Origin of the sequence: Apibacter sp. ESL0432 (genome assembly GCF_019469225.1) — a bacterium.
GTDB lineage: Bacteria > Bacteroidota > Bacteroidia > Flavobacteriales > Weeksellaceae > Apibacter.
On sequence record NZ_CP048266.1, the window covers coordinates 998030 to 1014060 of the forward strand.

8 protein-coding genes are annotated in these 16031 nt (G+C 29.5%); 4 read left to right on the forward strand and 4 right to left on the reverse strand.

What is annotated here, in order from left to right:
* The first annotated feature begins 221 nt into the window (after nt 1-221).
* From GYM73_RS04235 to GYM73_RS04250, 4 genes are all read left to right on the forward strand, one after another.
* On the forward strand, nt 222-6131 hold the full coding sequence (locus tag GYM73_RS04235) for an alpha-2-macroglobulin (protein WP_220234241.1): 5910 nt from the start codon (nt 222-224) through the stop codon (nt 6129-6131).
* A 95-nt stretch (nt 6132-6226) separates the two neighbouring features.
* Complete coding sequence (locus tag GYM73_RS04240; protein WP_220234242.1) at nt 6227-6901, forward strand: YiiX/YebB-like N1pC/P60 family cysteine hydrolase; 675 nt, start codon at nt 6227-6229, stop codon at nt 6899-6901.
* A 229-nt stretch (nt 6902-7130) separates the two neighbouring features.
* Nucleotides 7131-8525 carry a DHA2 family efflux MFS transporter permease subunit gene (locus GYM73_RS04245; protein ID WP_220234243.1) on the forward strand — a complete coding sequence of 465 codons (1395 nt, stop codon included), beginning with the start codon at nt 7131-7133 and terminating at the stop codon, nt 8523-8525.
* Nucleotides 8526-8823: 298 nt separating this feature from the next.
* Nucleotides 8824-10335 (forward strand): YARHG domain-containing protein, encoded by a 1512-nt coding sequence (locus GYM73_RS04250; RefSeq protein ID WP_220234244.1) that lies wholly within the window; start codon nt 8824-8826, stop codon nt 10333-10335.
* Nucleotides 10336-10423: 88 nt separating this feature from the next.
* Here GYM73_RS04250 and GYM73_RS04255 read toward each other — a convergent pair whose 3' ends face one another.
* The 4 genes from GYM73_RS04255 to GYM73_RS04270 all read right to left on the reverse strand — a co-directional run bounded on the left by GYM73_RS04255 (nt 10424) and on the right by GYM73_RS04270 (nt 15924).
* Complete coding sequence (locus GYM73_RS04255; RefSeq protein ID WP_220234245.1) at nt 10424-11218, reverse strand: thymidylate synthase; 795 nt, start codon at nt 11216-11218, stop codon at nt 10424-10426.
* 16 nt (nt 11219-11234) lie between these two features.
* Nucleotides 11235-12704: an RNA polymerase factor sigma-54 gene (rpoN, locus tag GYM73_RS04260; protein ID WP_160542191.1), complete on the reverse strand. Its 1470-nt coding sequence runs from the start codon at nt 12702-12704 to the stop codon at nt 11235-11237.
* A 443-nt stretch (nt 12705-13147) separates the two neighbouring features.
* A complete protein-coding gene (gene asnS / locus GYM73_RS04265) occupies nt 13148-14596 on the reverse strand; it encodes an asparagine--tRNA ligase (RefSeq protein ID WP_220234246.1) in 1449 nt (482 codons plus the stop codon).
* A 113-nt stretch (nt 14597-14709) separates the two neighbouring features.
* The gene (locus GYM73_RS04270; RefSeq protein ID WP_220234247.1) at nt 14710-15924 is read right to left on the reverse strand and encodes a serine hydrolase; all 1215 of its coding nucleotides are present in this window, start codon (nt 15922-15924) and stop codon (nt 14710-14712) included.
* Nucleotides 15925-16031: the final 107 nt, after the last annotated feature.

Genomic DNA, 16031 nt, shown 5'->3' on the forward strand with positions numbered 1-16031 from the left:
AATTAGTTCTAATACGAATAATTGTTCCTTAGCTTTTTTTATTGTATTATATAATTTATAGAATATTATATCATATTATCAATTAAGTTTATTGTTTTTTTTTCCATGTATAAGATTAATTTTTTAAAAAATTATATACAATCTTTATGGAATTTAGTAATTTAAGCATCTTTATTGTAATAAATTAAGAATAGATATTTTATATTTTGAAATAAAATCATATGAAATCGATTTTTTTATTTTTAAGTTTTTGGATAATTCAAATAGGTATGGCACAAGTTATCAATTATGATAAAGAATGGAAGGAAATTGATATAGAAATGAAGAATGGAAAGTTTAAATCTTTACTTCCTAAAGTTAATCAACTTTACATTCAGGCAAAAAAAGAAAATAATTCTTCGGAAATTATTAATTCCTTGATATATCAATATCAAATCTTATCACAAACTCAAGAGGATAAAGATAATGATCCGTACAAACTTGTAATCCAAAATTTTGAAAAGGAAATGAATTCTTTTAAAGGGATTACTTTATCCTTAACAAAATCGATGTTAGCAAAAATTTATGAAGATTATTCAATTAGAACTCGTTGGGAAAGAAGAAATATTACAGAAACTGAATTTCATTCTAATGATATTAGCGATTGGTCCACTCAACAACTTATGCAAAAGAGTTTTTCCTTGTATAAAAAATCCATTAAAAATGATCAATTACTTAAGAAAGAAAAAACATTACTTTGGAAAAACATTTTAAATTCAGATGAAGATATAGAATTATATCCTACTTTATACGATATTTTAGTGTTTCGATATATCCATGCTTTAGAAAAAAATGATTTATCAAGCGAGTTTATTTTAACGCAGAATACAATTGAGACCAAAGGGTCTTTGGATAAAAAAAATAAAGAAGAAGAAATTAACGATCTTTATAAAGATTTATACGAATTTCATAAAAATGATCCGGATAAATCAGCTTTTCTAAACGTTAAATTAAAACAAATTGAAAATACTATTCATTCTTCTGAAACTTTGGAGATGAAAGCAGCTTTAGTAGAGAATTTAGCAAATTCTTATCCGACTCAAAAATTTTCCGCCTATTTATATTACAAAGCAGCGAGTATGAATATGAATTCAAACAAAGAAAAAGCATATTCAATTTGTAAAAATGTTACCTATTCTGAAAATAACCCGTGGTCTATAAATTGTAAAAATCTTATCGAAGAAATTCAAAAAATATCCCTCAATGCCTCATTGGATGAAGTTCAATTACCAAATGAAAACATCCCGTTGATAATAGAAGCTACTAATATCAATAAAGTTTATTATCGAATTTTTCAGCTAAGTTCGGATAATAATACGATGATAAATTCGACTAATTCAGAATTTATATCCAATGGGATTTATTCCATGGTAAATAAAAAACAGATAAGAAATGGTGTGTTGGAATGGAAATCGTTTTCAGATTTTAAGACTCATTCTACGTTAATTAAATTAGATGGTCTTTCCGAAGGAAATTATATGTTGGAATTGTCAACTAATTCATCATTTATACCCAATAAAGAATTAAATTCAGAGTTCAATGGAACCTTATACTTTATGGTCCATGATTGGAGTATTGTTAAATTAGGAAGATACGTAAATCCATTATTTCAATTATTAAATCGTAAAACGGGAAAGGTCTATTCAAATAAATCTATAACCGTATACAAAAAACAAAATAAAAATATAGATTCAAAAAATTTACTTGAGCCCTATACCATTACAACCGACTCGCACGGACTTTTTGATTTATCTAAACTCAGCTCAAAATTTGGAGATACTTATATATATATTCCTTCTTCACATTTCTACATGAAACTTCCTTCAAGCATGTACAATGATGAAAGTGATGTAATTAAAAATGATATTCAAAAGATGAGTGCTTTTTTTACGGACAGATCCATCTATAGACCCGGACAAAAAGTTTTTTTTAAAGTAATACTTTATACTAAAGATAAGGATAAAACCTTAGTAGTAAAACAGCAAAAAGTGACTCTATCATTAAATAATGCGAATGGACAGGAAATTTCAACATTAAATTTAACTACAAATGATTACGGAAGTATATTTGGAGAGTTTATTCTGCCTCAAGAAGGTTTGACAGGAAATTATTATATATCTTCCAATTTCAGTAATGATACTCATTATTTTTCAGTAGAAGAATACAAAAGACCAAAATTTGAAATCACATTTGATGATTTTTCAGGAAATTATAAACTAGATGAACAGGTGGAAAGTAAAGGTAAAGCGTTATCATATAATGGATCGCCTGTTTCTGATGCAAAAGTTAATTACAGGGTTGAAAGAAAAGGTTTAGTACCTTTATATAGGATGTATTATCCCATGCCTTATTCAGATCAATCCGAAATAATAGCACATGGAGAAGTAAATACAGATAAAGAGGGAGTTTTTGCAATTTCCTATCTCGCAAAGGCTAAAGATGTTAAAAAGGATAATGAATATAGATATTATACCTATATTTTAACAGTAGATGTTACAGATAATACCGGAGAAACCCAAACTAAAAAAACTAAAATTACTTTGGGAGATCTCCCTTTTCAACTAACCTTACATACACCGGATGTATCCACTCAAAAAGATTTTACAAAACTAATCATACAATCAACTAATTTAAATGAGGTAAAAGTTTATGCTCAAGGGATGGTTAACCTATATAAATTTGAAGGGCCATCCAGAATACTTCTTCCAAATAAATTGGCAATCGTTCCGGAATATCAATTATACGATAAAGAATCATTTGAACGTTATTTTCCACATTTACCTTATGCTAAAGATGAGCAGGATCCGTCGGCGTGGAAAAAAGAAAAAATAAATACCTATAAGTTTGATACTCAAATATCAGATACTCTTAATCTTTCTTCTCGATTATCTAAAGGATTTTATTTAGTGGAAGCTGAAACTGTATTGGGTACTGATACCGTTAAAACTCAAAGAATTATTGAAATAAAAGATGATAAAACATTAAAATCATCAGATTATGAATATTTTAGTGTAAACGCCACACAATCATCATATCAGGTAGGAGAAAAAATTGAACTCAACTTTTTTTCTGATTTAAAAAATACAACAGCCGTTTTACATTTGGAAAGTAACGGGAAATGGATAGTTCACAAAGAAATACCCTTAGTTAAAGGTAGAGGAACCTATTCCTTTATGACAACTAAGGATTTTATTAGTAATGGACTATTTGTTTTAACTTATTTGGTTAATGAAAATGGATATCAAGTAAAAAGCTTTCAAATTGAGGTTGTTGAAAAACCTAAAGACTTAAAAATTAAAACTGATGTATTTAGGAATAAGCTATATCCGGGACAAAAAGAAACCTGGACTTTGACTATTAGCGGGAATGATAAAGATAAAATTGCTGCAGAAGTACTGGCTACAATGTACGACGAGTCTTTAGATCAATTTGCTCCAACTACTTACACATTCACTCCTTGGAAGTATTATACGTATGGGGTATTATATCAATCGGCTTCTACCATTGGTTATAATCTCATTTCAAATAGATTATCAGAAAAGTTACCTAATTTAATTTATAAAAATCCAAAAAATGTTGATTTGAAGGATATATCCATAGGTTCTTTATACGATGGGGAAGTGGTAGCTACTTCTGCAATTGCCATTCCTAAAAACGCTGATTATATGCAATCCGATTCTAATTGGGAAAACGGATTAACTGGAAGTAATAATAAGCAAAAGATAATAAATCAAGATGCAGATGTAGAAAAGAATTTTTCTCAATTGAAGTATCGAAGGAATTTAGAAGAAACCGCATTCTTTTATCCTAATCTTTATACTGACGAGAAAGGTAATGTTACATTTTCATTTACCTCACCTGAGGCTTTAACTCAATGGAAACTTCTTATTTTAGCTCACACTAAAGATTTACAAACGGGAACAGCCAAATTTCATGCACAAACTCAAAAAGATCTCATGGTAGTTCCTAATCTTCCCAGATTTTTAAGAGAAGGAGATGAACTAACGATACGTACAAAAATTAATAACTTAACCGGAAAAAATATAACAGGAAATGCCCGGCTTTTTCTATTTGATGCATTTACTCAAAAATCGGTAGATGATATATTTAATAATTTATCCCCTGTTATAACTTTCAAAGCAGAACTTTCTAAAAATACCGAAGTAAGTTGGAAAATTAAAGTTCCAAAAAATATTCAAGCCGTCAGTTTACGCATAGTTGCAAATGCAGGTAATTTTTCAGATGGTGAAGAAAGTGTACTTCCCATACTTTCCGATAGGGTATTAATTACCGAATCTGTACCTATCAACATAAAAGAAAATGAAACAAAAGAATATCATTTAGATAAGCTTAGTACTCATTCTTCAAAGTCGTTATCTCCATTAAGTTTAAATTTGGAGGTTGCTAGTAACCCTGTATGGCTGGCTATATTTACCATTCCTTATTTAAAGGAATATCCCTATGAAAATTCGGAGCAAGTGTTTAGTCGTTTATATGGGAATATATTGGCCTCTTTTATAGTAAATACCGTTCCGAATATTAAAAATGTATTAAATGATTGGAATTCTAAAGGGATCAACATATCCAATTTAGAAAAGAATCAAGAATTGAAAAATATTCTATTAGAAGAAACCCCTTGGATACGTACCGGTGAAAATGAAACCGAAGAGAAAAAGAGAATTTCTTTGCTGTTCGATTTAAACCAAATGGCTCAAGAAAATGCTAAAGTTCTAGAGAAACTAAAAAACTTGCAGAATCCTGATGGCGGTTTTGCTTGGTTTGAAGGAGGAAATTCTAATGCATATATAACTGATAATATTATTGCCGGAATAGGTCAACTCAGAAGAATGTTGGGCATTCAGTATTCAACATATATACCGAATGATCTGGAACAGGTGATTAAAAAAGCTATTGCATATTCCGATCAAAACGCATTGGATTATATCCATAAAAATCAAATGGAAAAAACAGGAGAGGAGGGCGATTTACTACAGTATTATTATGTAAGAAGTTTTTGGAAAGATCGTTATCCATTACCGTTAGAAACAGAAAACTACAGTAAAGAGATTAACAGAAATTTTACAAAATATTTTAAAAAGTTAGATACACAAAATAAAGCGATGTTGGCCGTCACTTTGCATAGATTTGGATATACAACATCAGAGCAAACTGTGCTTCATAACCTGAAAGAAACATCGGTGAAATCAGAAACTACAGGTATGTATTGGAAAGATAATCTAGCCGGATGGTCGAGATACCAAACACCGATCGAATCTCAAACTAAAATTATAGAAGCCTTTGCAGAGGTGACTCCCCGAGATATTAATTCTATAGAAGAAATGAAAATTTGGCTGCTAGGTAATAAACAGACTAATTCTTGGGGCTCTACGAAAGCTACAACTAATGCTTTGTATGCTTTATTGAATTTTGGAAAAGATTGGTCTGAAAGAGAAAAAAATGTGAGCATTTTTAGTGGAAACAAGCAAATTTATCCATCAGTCGATGCTTCCTTGACTCAAACTACAGGATATTTTAAAAAAACATGGAATTCTGAGCAAATGAAATCGGAAATGGGAGATATAAAAATTGAGAAAACATCTCCCGGTATAGCTTGGGGAGGATTATATTATCAATATATCGAAGATTTAGATAAAATAACTGATGCAGGAAATGCTATAAAAATTCAGAAAAAATTATTTAAAAAAACGGTAAACGATCAAGGTTTTATATTACAGGATATTTCGAGTAAAAATTATATATCCATCGGTGATGTAATTACTGTAAGACTGATACTAAAAGCAGATCGTGATATGGATTTTATTCATATTAAAGATATGAGAGCATCAGGGTTTGAACCAGTTAATATTTTTTCTTCGTATAAATATCAAAACGGATTAAGTTATTATGAAAGTACCCGCGATTCATCTACTAATTTTTTCTTTGAACATATAAGAAAAGGAACGTATGTGTTTGAATATGAGGTAAGAGCTACTAATAAAGGAGAATTTTCAAACGGGTTTACTTCAGTGCAATCCGTGTATGCGCCTGAAATGTCCGCTCATAGCGGTGTAGATTATATAACAATCAACTGATTTAAAATGTTTGAATATTAATTTAAACTTAAAAAAATATAAAAAACACATAAACTATTATGTGTTTTTTATATTTGTATCGAAAAATAGATTCTATGAAAAAGTATTTTAGCCTAATCGTTATATATCAATTTTGTTTTGTTTTTTCACAAAGTTATAGTTCATTTACATTTGATTTAAAAGATGGAGATTTACTGTTTCAAGAATCCTATGCTAAAAATATGGATAGCGCGATCAAACAGGTTACTTCAGGCATAGATAATTATAATTTCACCCATGTTGGAATGGTATATAAAGATTCTATTACAAAATCATTTTATGTAATTGAAGCAACTCATCCAAAAGTAAAAATTACACCGCTGGAAGAATTTTTAGTTCCAAAAAAATATGAAAATAAACCGCCCATTTCTGTTGTAGGAAGATTGAAAGCACCCTATCAAAAATTGATTCCACAAGCGATAAAAGAAGCTCAAAAATTAATAGGTAAAGAATACGATGACGCTTTTGATTTGACTAATGATCAATACTATTGTTCAGAGCTTATATATAAAATTTTGTTTATATCCAATGGTAATAAAGAAGTATTTCCTTTAAATGTAATGACATTTAAATCCTCCGAGACAAGAAAATTTATTCCGTATTGGGAAAGTCATTTTCAAAAATTAGGAATTCCTATTCCGGAAGGAGAATTAGGAATTAATCCGGGAGCTATGTCTAAATCTGATGTCATCGATATTGTTTATTATTATAAACCGAAATACGATAATTAGTCTTACTCATTTAAATGATAGATACATATATCAATTAATTCAAACCAAAAAGTTTACATATAAAATCCGAATTATTTTAAAAGTTAATAAAAACGTATTAATACTCATCTAAGAAAATTTACGCTGTAAAACATAGAAATCAATATAAGTTTATTATTTTTCTTAATAAATCATTTCTGTACAAAATTTGTATAATGATGAATAAATTATTTTGTGATTTATATAAAAAATGACAGAAAGAAAAGTTTCAAAATATTTACCGTGGATAGCTGCAATGGCTATATTTATGCAATTTCTGGATTCAACCATATTAAATACAGCCCTTCCTTCCATAGCAAAAGACTTACATAAATCTCCCCTCGAAATGCAATCGGTTTTGATAGCGTATGTATTAACGTTAGCATTACTAATTCCTTTAAGCGGTTGGCTTTCAGATAAATTCGGATCTAAAAATATATTTATTTTAGCTATCGCTGTTTTTACCATAGGATCTTTCTTATGTGTAGTTTCTGTATCTCTGAAAATGTTGGTTTGTATGAGAATTGTGCAAGCCATAGGAGGATCTATGATGGTTCCCGTTTCAAGATTAACGTTGATCTATTCCTATCCTAAACATCAACTTTTGAAAGTTATAAATTTTATTACTATTCCCGGATTAATAGGACCGGTTATTGGTCCAACTTTAGGAGGCTGGTTAGTTGAAATTGCTAGTTGGCATTGGATATTTTTAATTAATATCCCTATAGGTATCATAGGAATTTTAGTTGCCTGGAAAGCCTTTCCAAACTATAAAAAAAATACAGGCAAATTTGATTTTTTCGGATTTATTTTATTCAGTTTAGGTTTAGTATTGCTTTCGTTAAGTTTAGAATTTGCCGGAGAAGGAATGACCGATTTAATTAATGTTTTAATTTTATTATTCATAGGTATTAGCTTATTAAGTGTATATGTGATGTATTCAAAAAAAATAGTTCGGCCTATTATCGATTTAAACTTATTTAAAATAAGGACATTAAAAATTGGAATCATAGGAAATTTGATCACTCGATTAGGTATTGGAGGCGTTCCGTTGATGCTTCCACTTATGTTGCAAGTCGGGTTCGGTAAATCACCCACAGTTTCAGGAATGATGCTTATATTTTCAGCTATTTCAACCATTTTTGCTAAATCTTGGGTAATCCCGTTGGTAAAGAAATTTGGTTATAGAAATTTATTAATTTCGAATACGATAATTTTAGGTTTGTCGATTTCATTATTTTCATTTCCGGATAAAAATACTTCATTGTTTTGGTTGATTCCTATTTTAGTTTTATATGGCTTTTTTAATTCTATTCAAATGACCACAATGAATAGCATTTCTCTGGCTGATTTAACACCCGCTAATGCAAGTGGAGGTAATACGATACTTTCAGTTACACAACAGTTATCCGTGAGTTTTGGAATATCCTTAAGTTCTCTAATTTTAAGGGGATTCAATCAATCAGAAATATTTACCGAAGTAAGTTCAAGCTTTAAAGCAACCCTATTCATTTTGGGTATTATAACCATACTTTCATCCTTCACATTTAAATATTTAAATCCCGAAGATGGAGCAGAGATGTCAGGAATAAAAAAATTTAAATAACTGAACAGTAAAAATTAAAAAATACTTATTCATTCTATTTTTAATATCATTATTTAATATTGTAATAAATTAATTAAATTTTATATTATTATTAATATAGGTTAAATAATTATAATTCATGATAGGATTAATATTTAAATTTTTTTGATATTTATGGATGCAAATGTCTTATATACCCAACTTTTAGCTTAATTTGTTTTTTTAAAAAACCATGATTATATAAAAATAGGCATAAATATATAAGGTAAATTTGAGGTTATACATATTTGTGTATTTTTGCATTAATAAACATTTTTATATGAAAAAAGTATTTTTAGGTGTAATGGTATGTATACCTATTTTTTTTATGGCACAAAAAAAAACAATTTATTCGCAAAGTGGAATGAGAGTTGATCCCTCTTTAGTTGATGAGAAAGTGGGAGATAGTGTTACTAAAATAAATACCGTTTTTCATTTCAAGAATGATACAAAAAATTACTTCATTAAAATTTTAAATCTAGACGGTAAAACATATGCACAGGGAATAAGTGAGTTTATTAAACTTGATTTTAACAGCAGAAAAGGGGGAGATTTACACCGTAAAGTACAAAAATTAACCAATATTAAGATAGAAGACGGTAATTTTATTTCAGATCAGGTCAAAGCATCTTTTATATTTTTAAAAGAAAAGGATAAATCTCATAACGAAAGTAATTCGAAAATCAAATTAATGGTTTGTACCAAAGATAAAATCGGGAATAGGAATTGTCGTATTAATGATGATGAAGTTATCTTAACCCCTCAAGAATTTCCAGGAAAATATCCGCAAACTGCTTTTACTCGTTTAGGTATTGAAGATTTAAAAGATAAAAAACCGAAAGAGTTGGAATTAATGAAAAATGAAATTTATGCCAGGTATGGATATCGTTTTTCAAATCCGGATGATGTAAAATATTTTTACAAACAAGATTGGTATGAACCGATTGTTGATAATAAAAATATTGAATTAAATGATTTGGAATTCGATAATGTAGCCATGATTGATTTATTCAAAAAATTAATTACTTATAAAGATATTAATAGGAAAGCGTACAGTCATATTATACCCTTAGAAACTACCAGTAACACTTTATATGATCAAAAGGCTCTAAAAAGTATTCAATATATTGTTAAAGATAGTCTTTACGGTAAAAAATGTAAATTAACAGAATTCAATAAACAGGGTATTGCTTTGTTTCAGCACGATTGTGTGGATAAGAAAGATGTGTATGTAAATTATTTTTATAACGATTTTCTTATACAGCACATAGATGATTTAAATGATACCTTTTATTATTATAATGAAAATGGTTTACCTTATAAATCTGTGAAACTCGACTATGCTAATCAAACTACCGAAGAAGCCTATTTTGATTATGATGCAAATGAGAATATAACTAAAAAGAATATCTATCAAAATAATGATTTTAACAGCTCCGTTTTATATGAATACGATGAGGAAGGAAATCTTAAAAAAGAATATTATAAAGATGATGATGGATCGGAACACATGGTTACAGAATATATTTATGATGACGAAAATTTAATGACGGGATATATTAAGGATAAAGACCTTCATTGTGATTATACTTATAACAAATTTAATGATGTAATTGTGGAAACCAAATGTTATAAAATAGTTGATGATATAGAAAACATCAAACAACGAACGGATGTTAAGGTATTAGTGACTAACAGGGGCAAAGACAATCGATTGCTTTCGGTAATATTTAATGAAAAAGACAGCAGAAATTCATCATTAAATATGATTGAAGTTAAATATAACAACTAGCCGATTACTGTTGTTTAATTATAAGGTATAATTATACTATTAATTATATCTTATAATTGGTTTTATAAAAATAAAAAGTATCTGATTATTAAACAGCTACATCTGCTTTAATATGAGGATGAGGATCATAGCCATCAATGGAAAAATCTTCGTATTGAAAGCTGAAAATATCCTTCCTATCAGGATTGAGTTTCAATGTTGGAAGCGGTCGAGGCTCACGCGTTAATTGAAGATTTACCTGATCAATATGGTTATTATAAATGTGAACGTCTCCGAAGGTATGTATAAATTCTCCCACTTTTAAATTACATACTTGAGCCACCATATGTAACAGCAAACAATAAGAGGCAATATTAAAAGGCACGCCAAGAAAAACATCTGCACTTCTTTGATACAACTGTAAAGATAACTTTCCGTCAGCCACATAAAATTGAAAAAGTGCATGACAAGGTGCAAGGGCCATTTGAGGAATATCTGCTACATTCCAAGCGGAGACAATAATTCTACGAGAATCCGGATTATTTTTAATTTGATCGATGATTTCCGAGATCTGGTCGATATGTTTGCCATTCGGAGCCCCCCAGCTTCTCCATTGATGCCCGTAAACTGGACCTAAATCTCCATTTTCATCTGCCCACTCATTCCATATACGAACTTTATGTTCGTTTAAATACTTAATATTGGTATCTCCTTTTAAAAACCAAAGTAATTCGTAAATGATGGATCGTAAATGGAGCTTTTTAGTCGTAACAAGAGGAAATCCTTTTTGTAAATCGAATCGCATTTGATATCCGAAAGTACTTATTGTACCCGTTCCGGTTCGATCTTGTTTACGAGTTCCTTTATTTAATATATGTTGTAAAAGTTCTAAATAAACCTGCATGGAAAATGAATTTAAATTATATTTTTTTTCTTAATCTTGCTACAGGAATATTGAGTTGATCTCTATATTTTGCAATAGTTCTTCTTGCTATATTATATCCTTTATCATTAAGTATTTTCATCAAGTTATCATCGGTAAGTGGTTTTTTAGTGTCCTCATTTTCAATGACTTCTTGTAAGATGGTTTTAATTTCGCGTGTGGAAACTTCATCGCCCTCTGAATTGGTAAGACTTTCAGAAAATAAATCTTTTATAAGCAAAGTTCCATACGGAGTATTCACATATTTACTGTTGGCAACCCTTGAGATAGTGGATATATCTAAACCGGTGATTTCGGCAATATCTTTCAAAATCATTGGTTTAATTTGCTCTTCATCTCCCGTCAAAAAATATTCCTTCTGATAATCCATAATTGATTTCATGGTAACATACAAGGTTTGTTGACGTTGTTTAACCGCATCGATGAACCATTTAGCAGAATCTAACTTTTGTTTAACAAACATTACCGCATCTTTTTGCTCTCTCGATTTATGTTCGGTGTTTTTATATGTATCCAACATTTCAGAATATTCTCTGGAAATTTTTAATTCAGGAGCATTCCTACCATTAAGCGTTAATTCCAAATCTCCGTTTACAATTCTAATTGTAAAATCAGGAATAATTTGTTCCGTATTTTTTGAATTGTTAGTAAAAGCCTTTCCCGGTTTAGGGTTCAAGCGTTCAATTTCATTCACCGCGCATTTAAGCTTTTCTTCAGAAATGGAAAATTTTTGCTGTATTTTGCTGTAATGCTTTTTTGTAAAAGCATCAAACATTTCATTAATAATCTTGTAAGCCAGTTCCGTGGATTCTGAAGGATTTTTTGCTCTGAGTTGCAATAACAGACATTCTCTGAGGTCTCTGGCTCCAATACCGGTAGGATCTAATCTTTGAATATAATTAGTTAACAGTTTTTCAATTGTCGGAACATCAGTATAAATCCCTTGAGTAAAAGCCAAATCATCCACGATGGATGATAAATCTCTTCGTAAATAGCCATCATCGTCTAGATTTCCGACAATAAAATCGGCTATTTCTTCTTCATTTTCCGTTAATCTAAATGTGTGTAATTGAGAGCATATATGTTCTTGAAATGATTCATATTGAGCATAGGGTAACTCTTTATCATCATCGTCATCGCTGTAATTATTGGATTGTACCCGATAGCTGGGTACTTCATCATCACTTAGATAATCATCGATATTTATATCCGGAGCTTCAATAATCTCATTGTCTGCGGAATCATCATATTCTTTTTCGGAATCAAAGGAATCAGCAGAATCATAATAATCTTCATTAGAATTATCTTCCAAGGCAGGATTTTCTTCGATTTCTTGTTTTACTACTTCCTCAAATGCAAGGGTAGGAAGCTGAACTAGTTTCATTAGCTGAATTTGCTGAGGAGATAGTTTTAAAAGTTGTTTTAGTCTTAAATCCTGTTTTAACATAAAATAGTTTCTTTATAAAAGTAGATTAAGTAAGGTTTATAAATTCAAATTTACATTATTAATATGTAAGATACAAATAAAGGCATAATTTTTGTAATGAATTTTTTTTTGCTAAAGTCTTAAATTTTTCAATTTATATTAAATTAAAACTTCACAATATTTTTTTTGGTGGTTTTATTTTTTTTAAAGCAATTTTTACAAGTTATTATATAGTAAACATATAATAAAAATATCGTTATCTAAGAGATGATTTAATTAAATTTTTTAGAAATTGCTTTTCATTTAATGGATTTTAGACTAGTAATGAATATATTTTATTCATCAATTCTTTAAGTAAATAGTAGAAGAGTTAATAAAATATAAATTTTAAGATGGTAATAAATAATAATAAAAAAGATGCTTACATATATATAAGCATCTTTTTTATTATTATTAATCAATTTTTAAAATTCAGCGTTTTTAGGGGTTCTAGGAAAAGGTATAACGTCTCTAATATTACTCATACCTGTAACAAATAAAACGAGGCGTTCTAACCCAAGTCCAAATCCTGAATGAGGCACTGTACCGAATTTACGTGTATCTAAATACCACCATAATTCCTTTTCGTCAACATTCATATCTTTCATTTTTTGTTTTAAAATATCAATTCTTTCTTCTCTTTGTGATCCTCCAATAATTTCACCAATACCCGGAAAGAGAACGTCCATAGCACGTACGGTTTTATGATCGTCATTTAAACGCATGTAGAAAGCTTTTATTTTTGCCGGATAATCATATAACACTACCGGACTTTTAAAATGTTTTTCAACTAAATATCTTTCATGTTCAGATTGTAAATCTGCTCCCCATTCATCAATAAGATATTTGAATTTTTTCTTTTGATTCGGTTTCGATTGTTTAAGAATATTAATAGCTTCCGTATAGCTAAGTCTGATAAATTTATTATTTAATACGAAATCTAATTTTTCAAGTAAATTTTGTTCTGATTTTTCTTCTTTCGGTTTTTGTTTTTGTTCTTCTTCAAATCGTTTGTTTAGAAATTCCAAATCTTCTTTACAATTATCAACAGCATATTGGATGCAATATTTTAGAAAATCTTCTGCAAGATCCATATCTTGATCCAAATCATAAAAAGCAACTTCCGGTTCAACCATCCAAAATTCCGCTAAATGTCGAGTAGTATTTGAATTTTCAGCCCGAAAAGTAGGACCGAATGTATAAACTTTTCCTAGACCCATAGCAGCAGTTTCAGCTTCCAATTGTCCTGAAACGGTCAGATTTGTCTTTTTTCCAAAGAAATCTTGAGAAAAATCTGTGTTTCCCTCGTCATTTTTAGGAAGATTATCTAAATTGAAATTGGTAACGGTAAACATTTCTCCCGCGCCTTCAGCATCTGATCCGGTAATTATAGGAGTATTGATATAGCAAAATCCATTTTTATTAAAATATTGGTGAATGGCAAAACTTAAAGCATTTCTAACCCTCATTACCGCAGCAAAGGTATTGGTGCGAAAACGAAGATGTGCTTGCTCTCTCAATTTTTCCAATGAATGTCTTTTAGGCTGTAAGATAGTTTCCTGAACATCTTCAGGATTAGCATATCCGTAAATTTTTATTGTATTGGCTACGACTTCAATCTCTTGTCCCGCTCCTTTGCTTTCAGTAACTTTTCCTTCAACATAAAGAGAAGATGCTGTTGTAATTTGTTTTAAAGTTTCAGTATCAAAATCGTTGTAATTGATTATAATTTGAACATTATTTTGCCCCGAACCATCATTAAGAGCAATAAATTGATTGGAACGAAAAGATCGCACCCATCCTCTAATTACTACTTCTTCCTGTAAAGCTTTTTTTCCTTTAGCTAACAATTCTTTAATACTGTAATCGTTCATTTAATATATTTTAATCGGTAAGCAAATATAAATAAATTTCAACGTATTTTATGGTATTACTCCATCCAAATATACTTAAGGTTGACTTCTATACTGTTTATTAATAAGTAAATTTAATCGTACTTATACTTATTCATATTTGGTAAAGGATAGTCACCGAATAGAGGTGCTAATCGAATAGCCGAATAGATCATATTTGAATATTTATTTCCAATGGCTATAATAGTGACTTTCTCATCCACAAGATGAATAAATATGGCATTGCTTCCATGCCACCATCCGGTATGGTAGATTAATTTTTTGCCGTTTTTAAATACCATTAATCGCATACCCAATCCGTAGTTTTTAATGTTCGGTATTTCATTACTGTACGGAGTGTACATTTGATCTAATAAGTCTTTACGTAAAAAGTTTGGAGCATACATGGCCTGACTTAATCGGAACAGATCTTCTGGAGTGGTATAAACGTTTTTATCTCCGTAAACTAAATCCAGGTGATTGAATTTATAGGGTCTGCCGTCAGGATAGTAGGATAGATTAGCTTTTTTTAAATCCTTTTCTTGAAGTATATACGAATGTTTCATTCCCAAAGGGGTAAATATCATTGTATTTATGACTTCCGGAAAAGACATGTTGGTTGTTTTCTCTATGATTAAGGCTAAAAGAGCAAAATTAGAATTTGAGTATGAAAAATGAGTATTCGGTTTATATTGTAGTAATGGAGTATGAGTTGAAAATAAATCTAAAACATCTTCATTGGACATTTTCTTTCTTTTATCCCAAGTGTTAATCAAATCAACCAAATGAGTATATTCCGGAAGACCGCTTCGATGTGTCAATAAATCATGTATAGTTATATCCGAATAGGGAAAATCAGTAAGTATGGTATTTACTTTCTGATCTAAATTTATCTTGTGAGCTTCAACTAATTTCAATACAGCTAAAGAAGTTAAAATTTTGCTTACCGAAGCCACGTGCAGAGAGGTTTGGGGTGAAATTAATGTTTTATCTTCCCAATTGGAATATCCATTATATTTTTCTAACAGTATGGAGTTGCCTCTAGCGACTAAAATACCACCGCTTAAATTTTTTGATTTCCAGACATGAGTGAAATATTTATTCAACTGATATACAATGGTATCGTCTTCCGGAGAATAATTATCCTTTTTAGTAAATATAGAATCAAAATTTATATTGTAATATCCGGGAATTGAAGGTTTTTTATTCTGAACACTTTTATTTACTTCGTAATTTGATTTTTTGCAATTGGTAAAGGTTGTATTGAAAAGGCTTATTAATGATATAATATATATAATTTTTTTATACATTTTTTAATGAATGTTTGAATAATTAGTTCTTCTAAAATGATTTTGCAAGTTAAATTTAATAATCTTAATTATTTCTTAAATAAAATATAAAATGTTATAAAATTAAG

Excerpts from the sequence above, each read along its gene's own strand:
- GYM73_RS04235 (WP_220234241.1), top strand. The coding sequence starts at position 222 with ATGAAATCGATTTTTTTATTTTTAAGTTTTTGGATAATTCAAATAGGT.
- GYM73_RS04240 (WP_220234242.1), top strand. The coding sequence starts at position 6,227 with ATGAAAAAGTATTTTAGCCTAATCGTTATATATCAATTTTGTTTTGTT.
- GYM73_RS04245 (WP_220234243.1), top strand. The coding sequence starts at position 7,131 with ATGACAGAAAGAAAAGTTTCAAAATATTTACCGTGGATAGCTGCAATG.
- GYM73_RS04250 (WP_220234244.1), top strand. The coding sequence starts at position 8,824 with ATGAAAAAAGTATTTTTAGGTGTAATGGTATGTATACCTATTTTTTTT.
- GYM73_RS04255 (WP_220234245.1), bottom strand. The coding sequence starts at position 11,218 with ATGCAGGTTTATTTAGAACTTTTACAACATATATTAAATAAAGGAACT.
- rpoN (WP_160542191.1), bottom strand. The coding sequence starts at position 12,704 with ATGTTAAAACAGGATTTAAGACTAAAACAACTTTTAAAACTATCTCCT.
- asnS (WP_220234246.1), bottom strand. The coding sequence starts at position 14,596 with ATGAACGATTACAGTATTAAAGAATTGTTAGCTAAAGGAAAAAAAGCT.
- GYM73_RS04270 (WP_220234247.1), bottom strand. The coding sequence starts at position 15,924 with ATGTATAAAAAAATTATATATATTATATCATTAATAAGCCTTTTCAAT.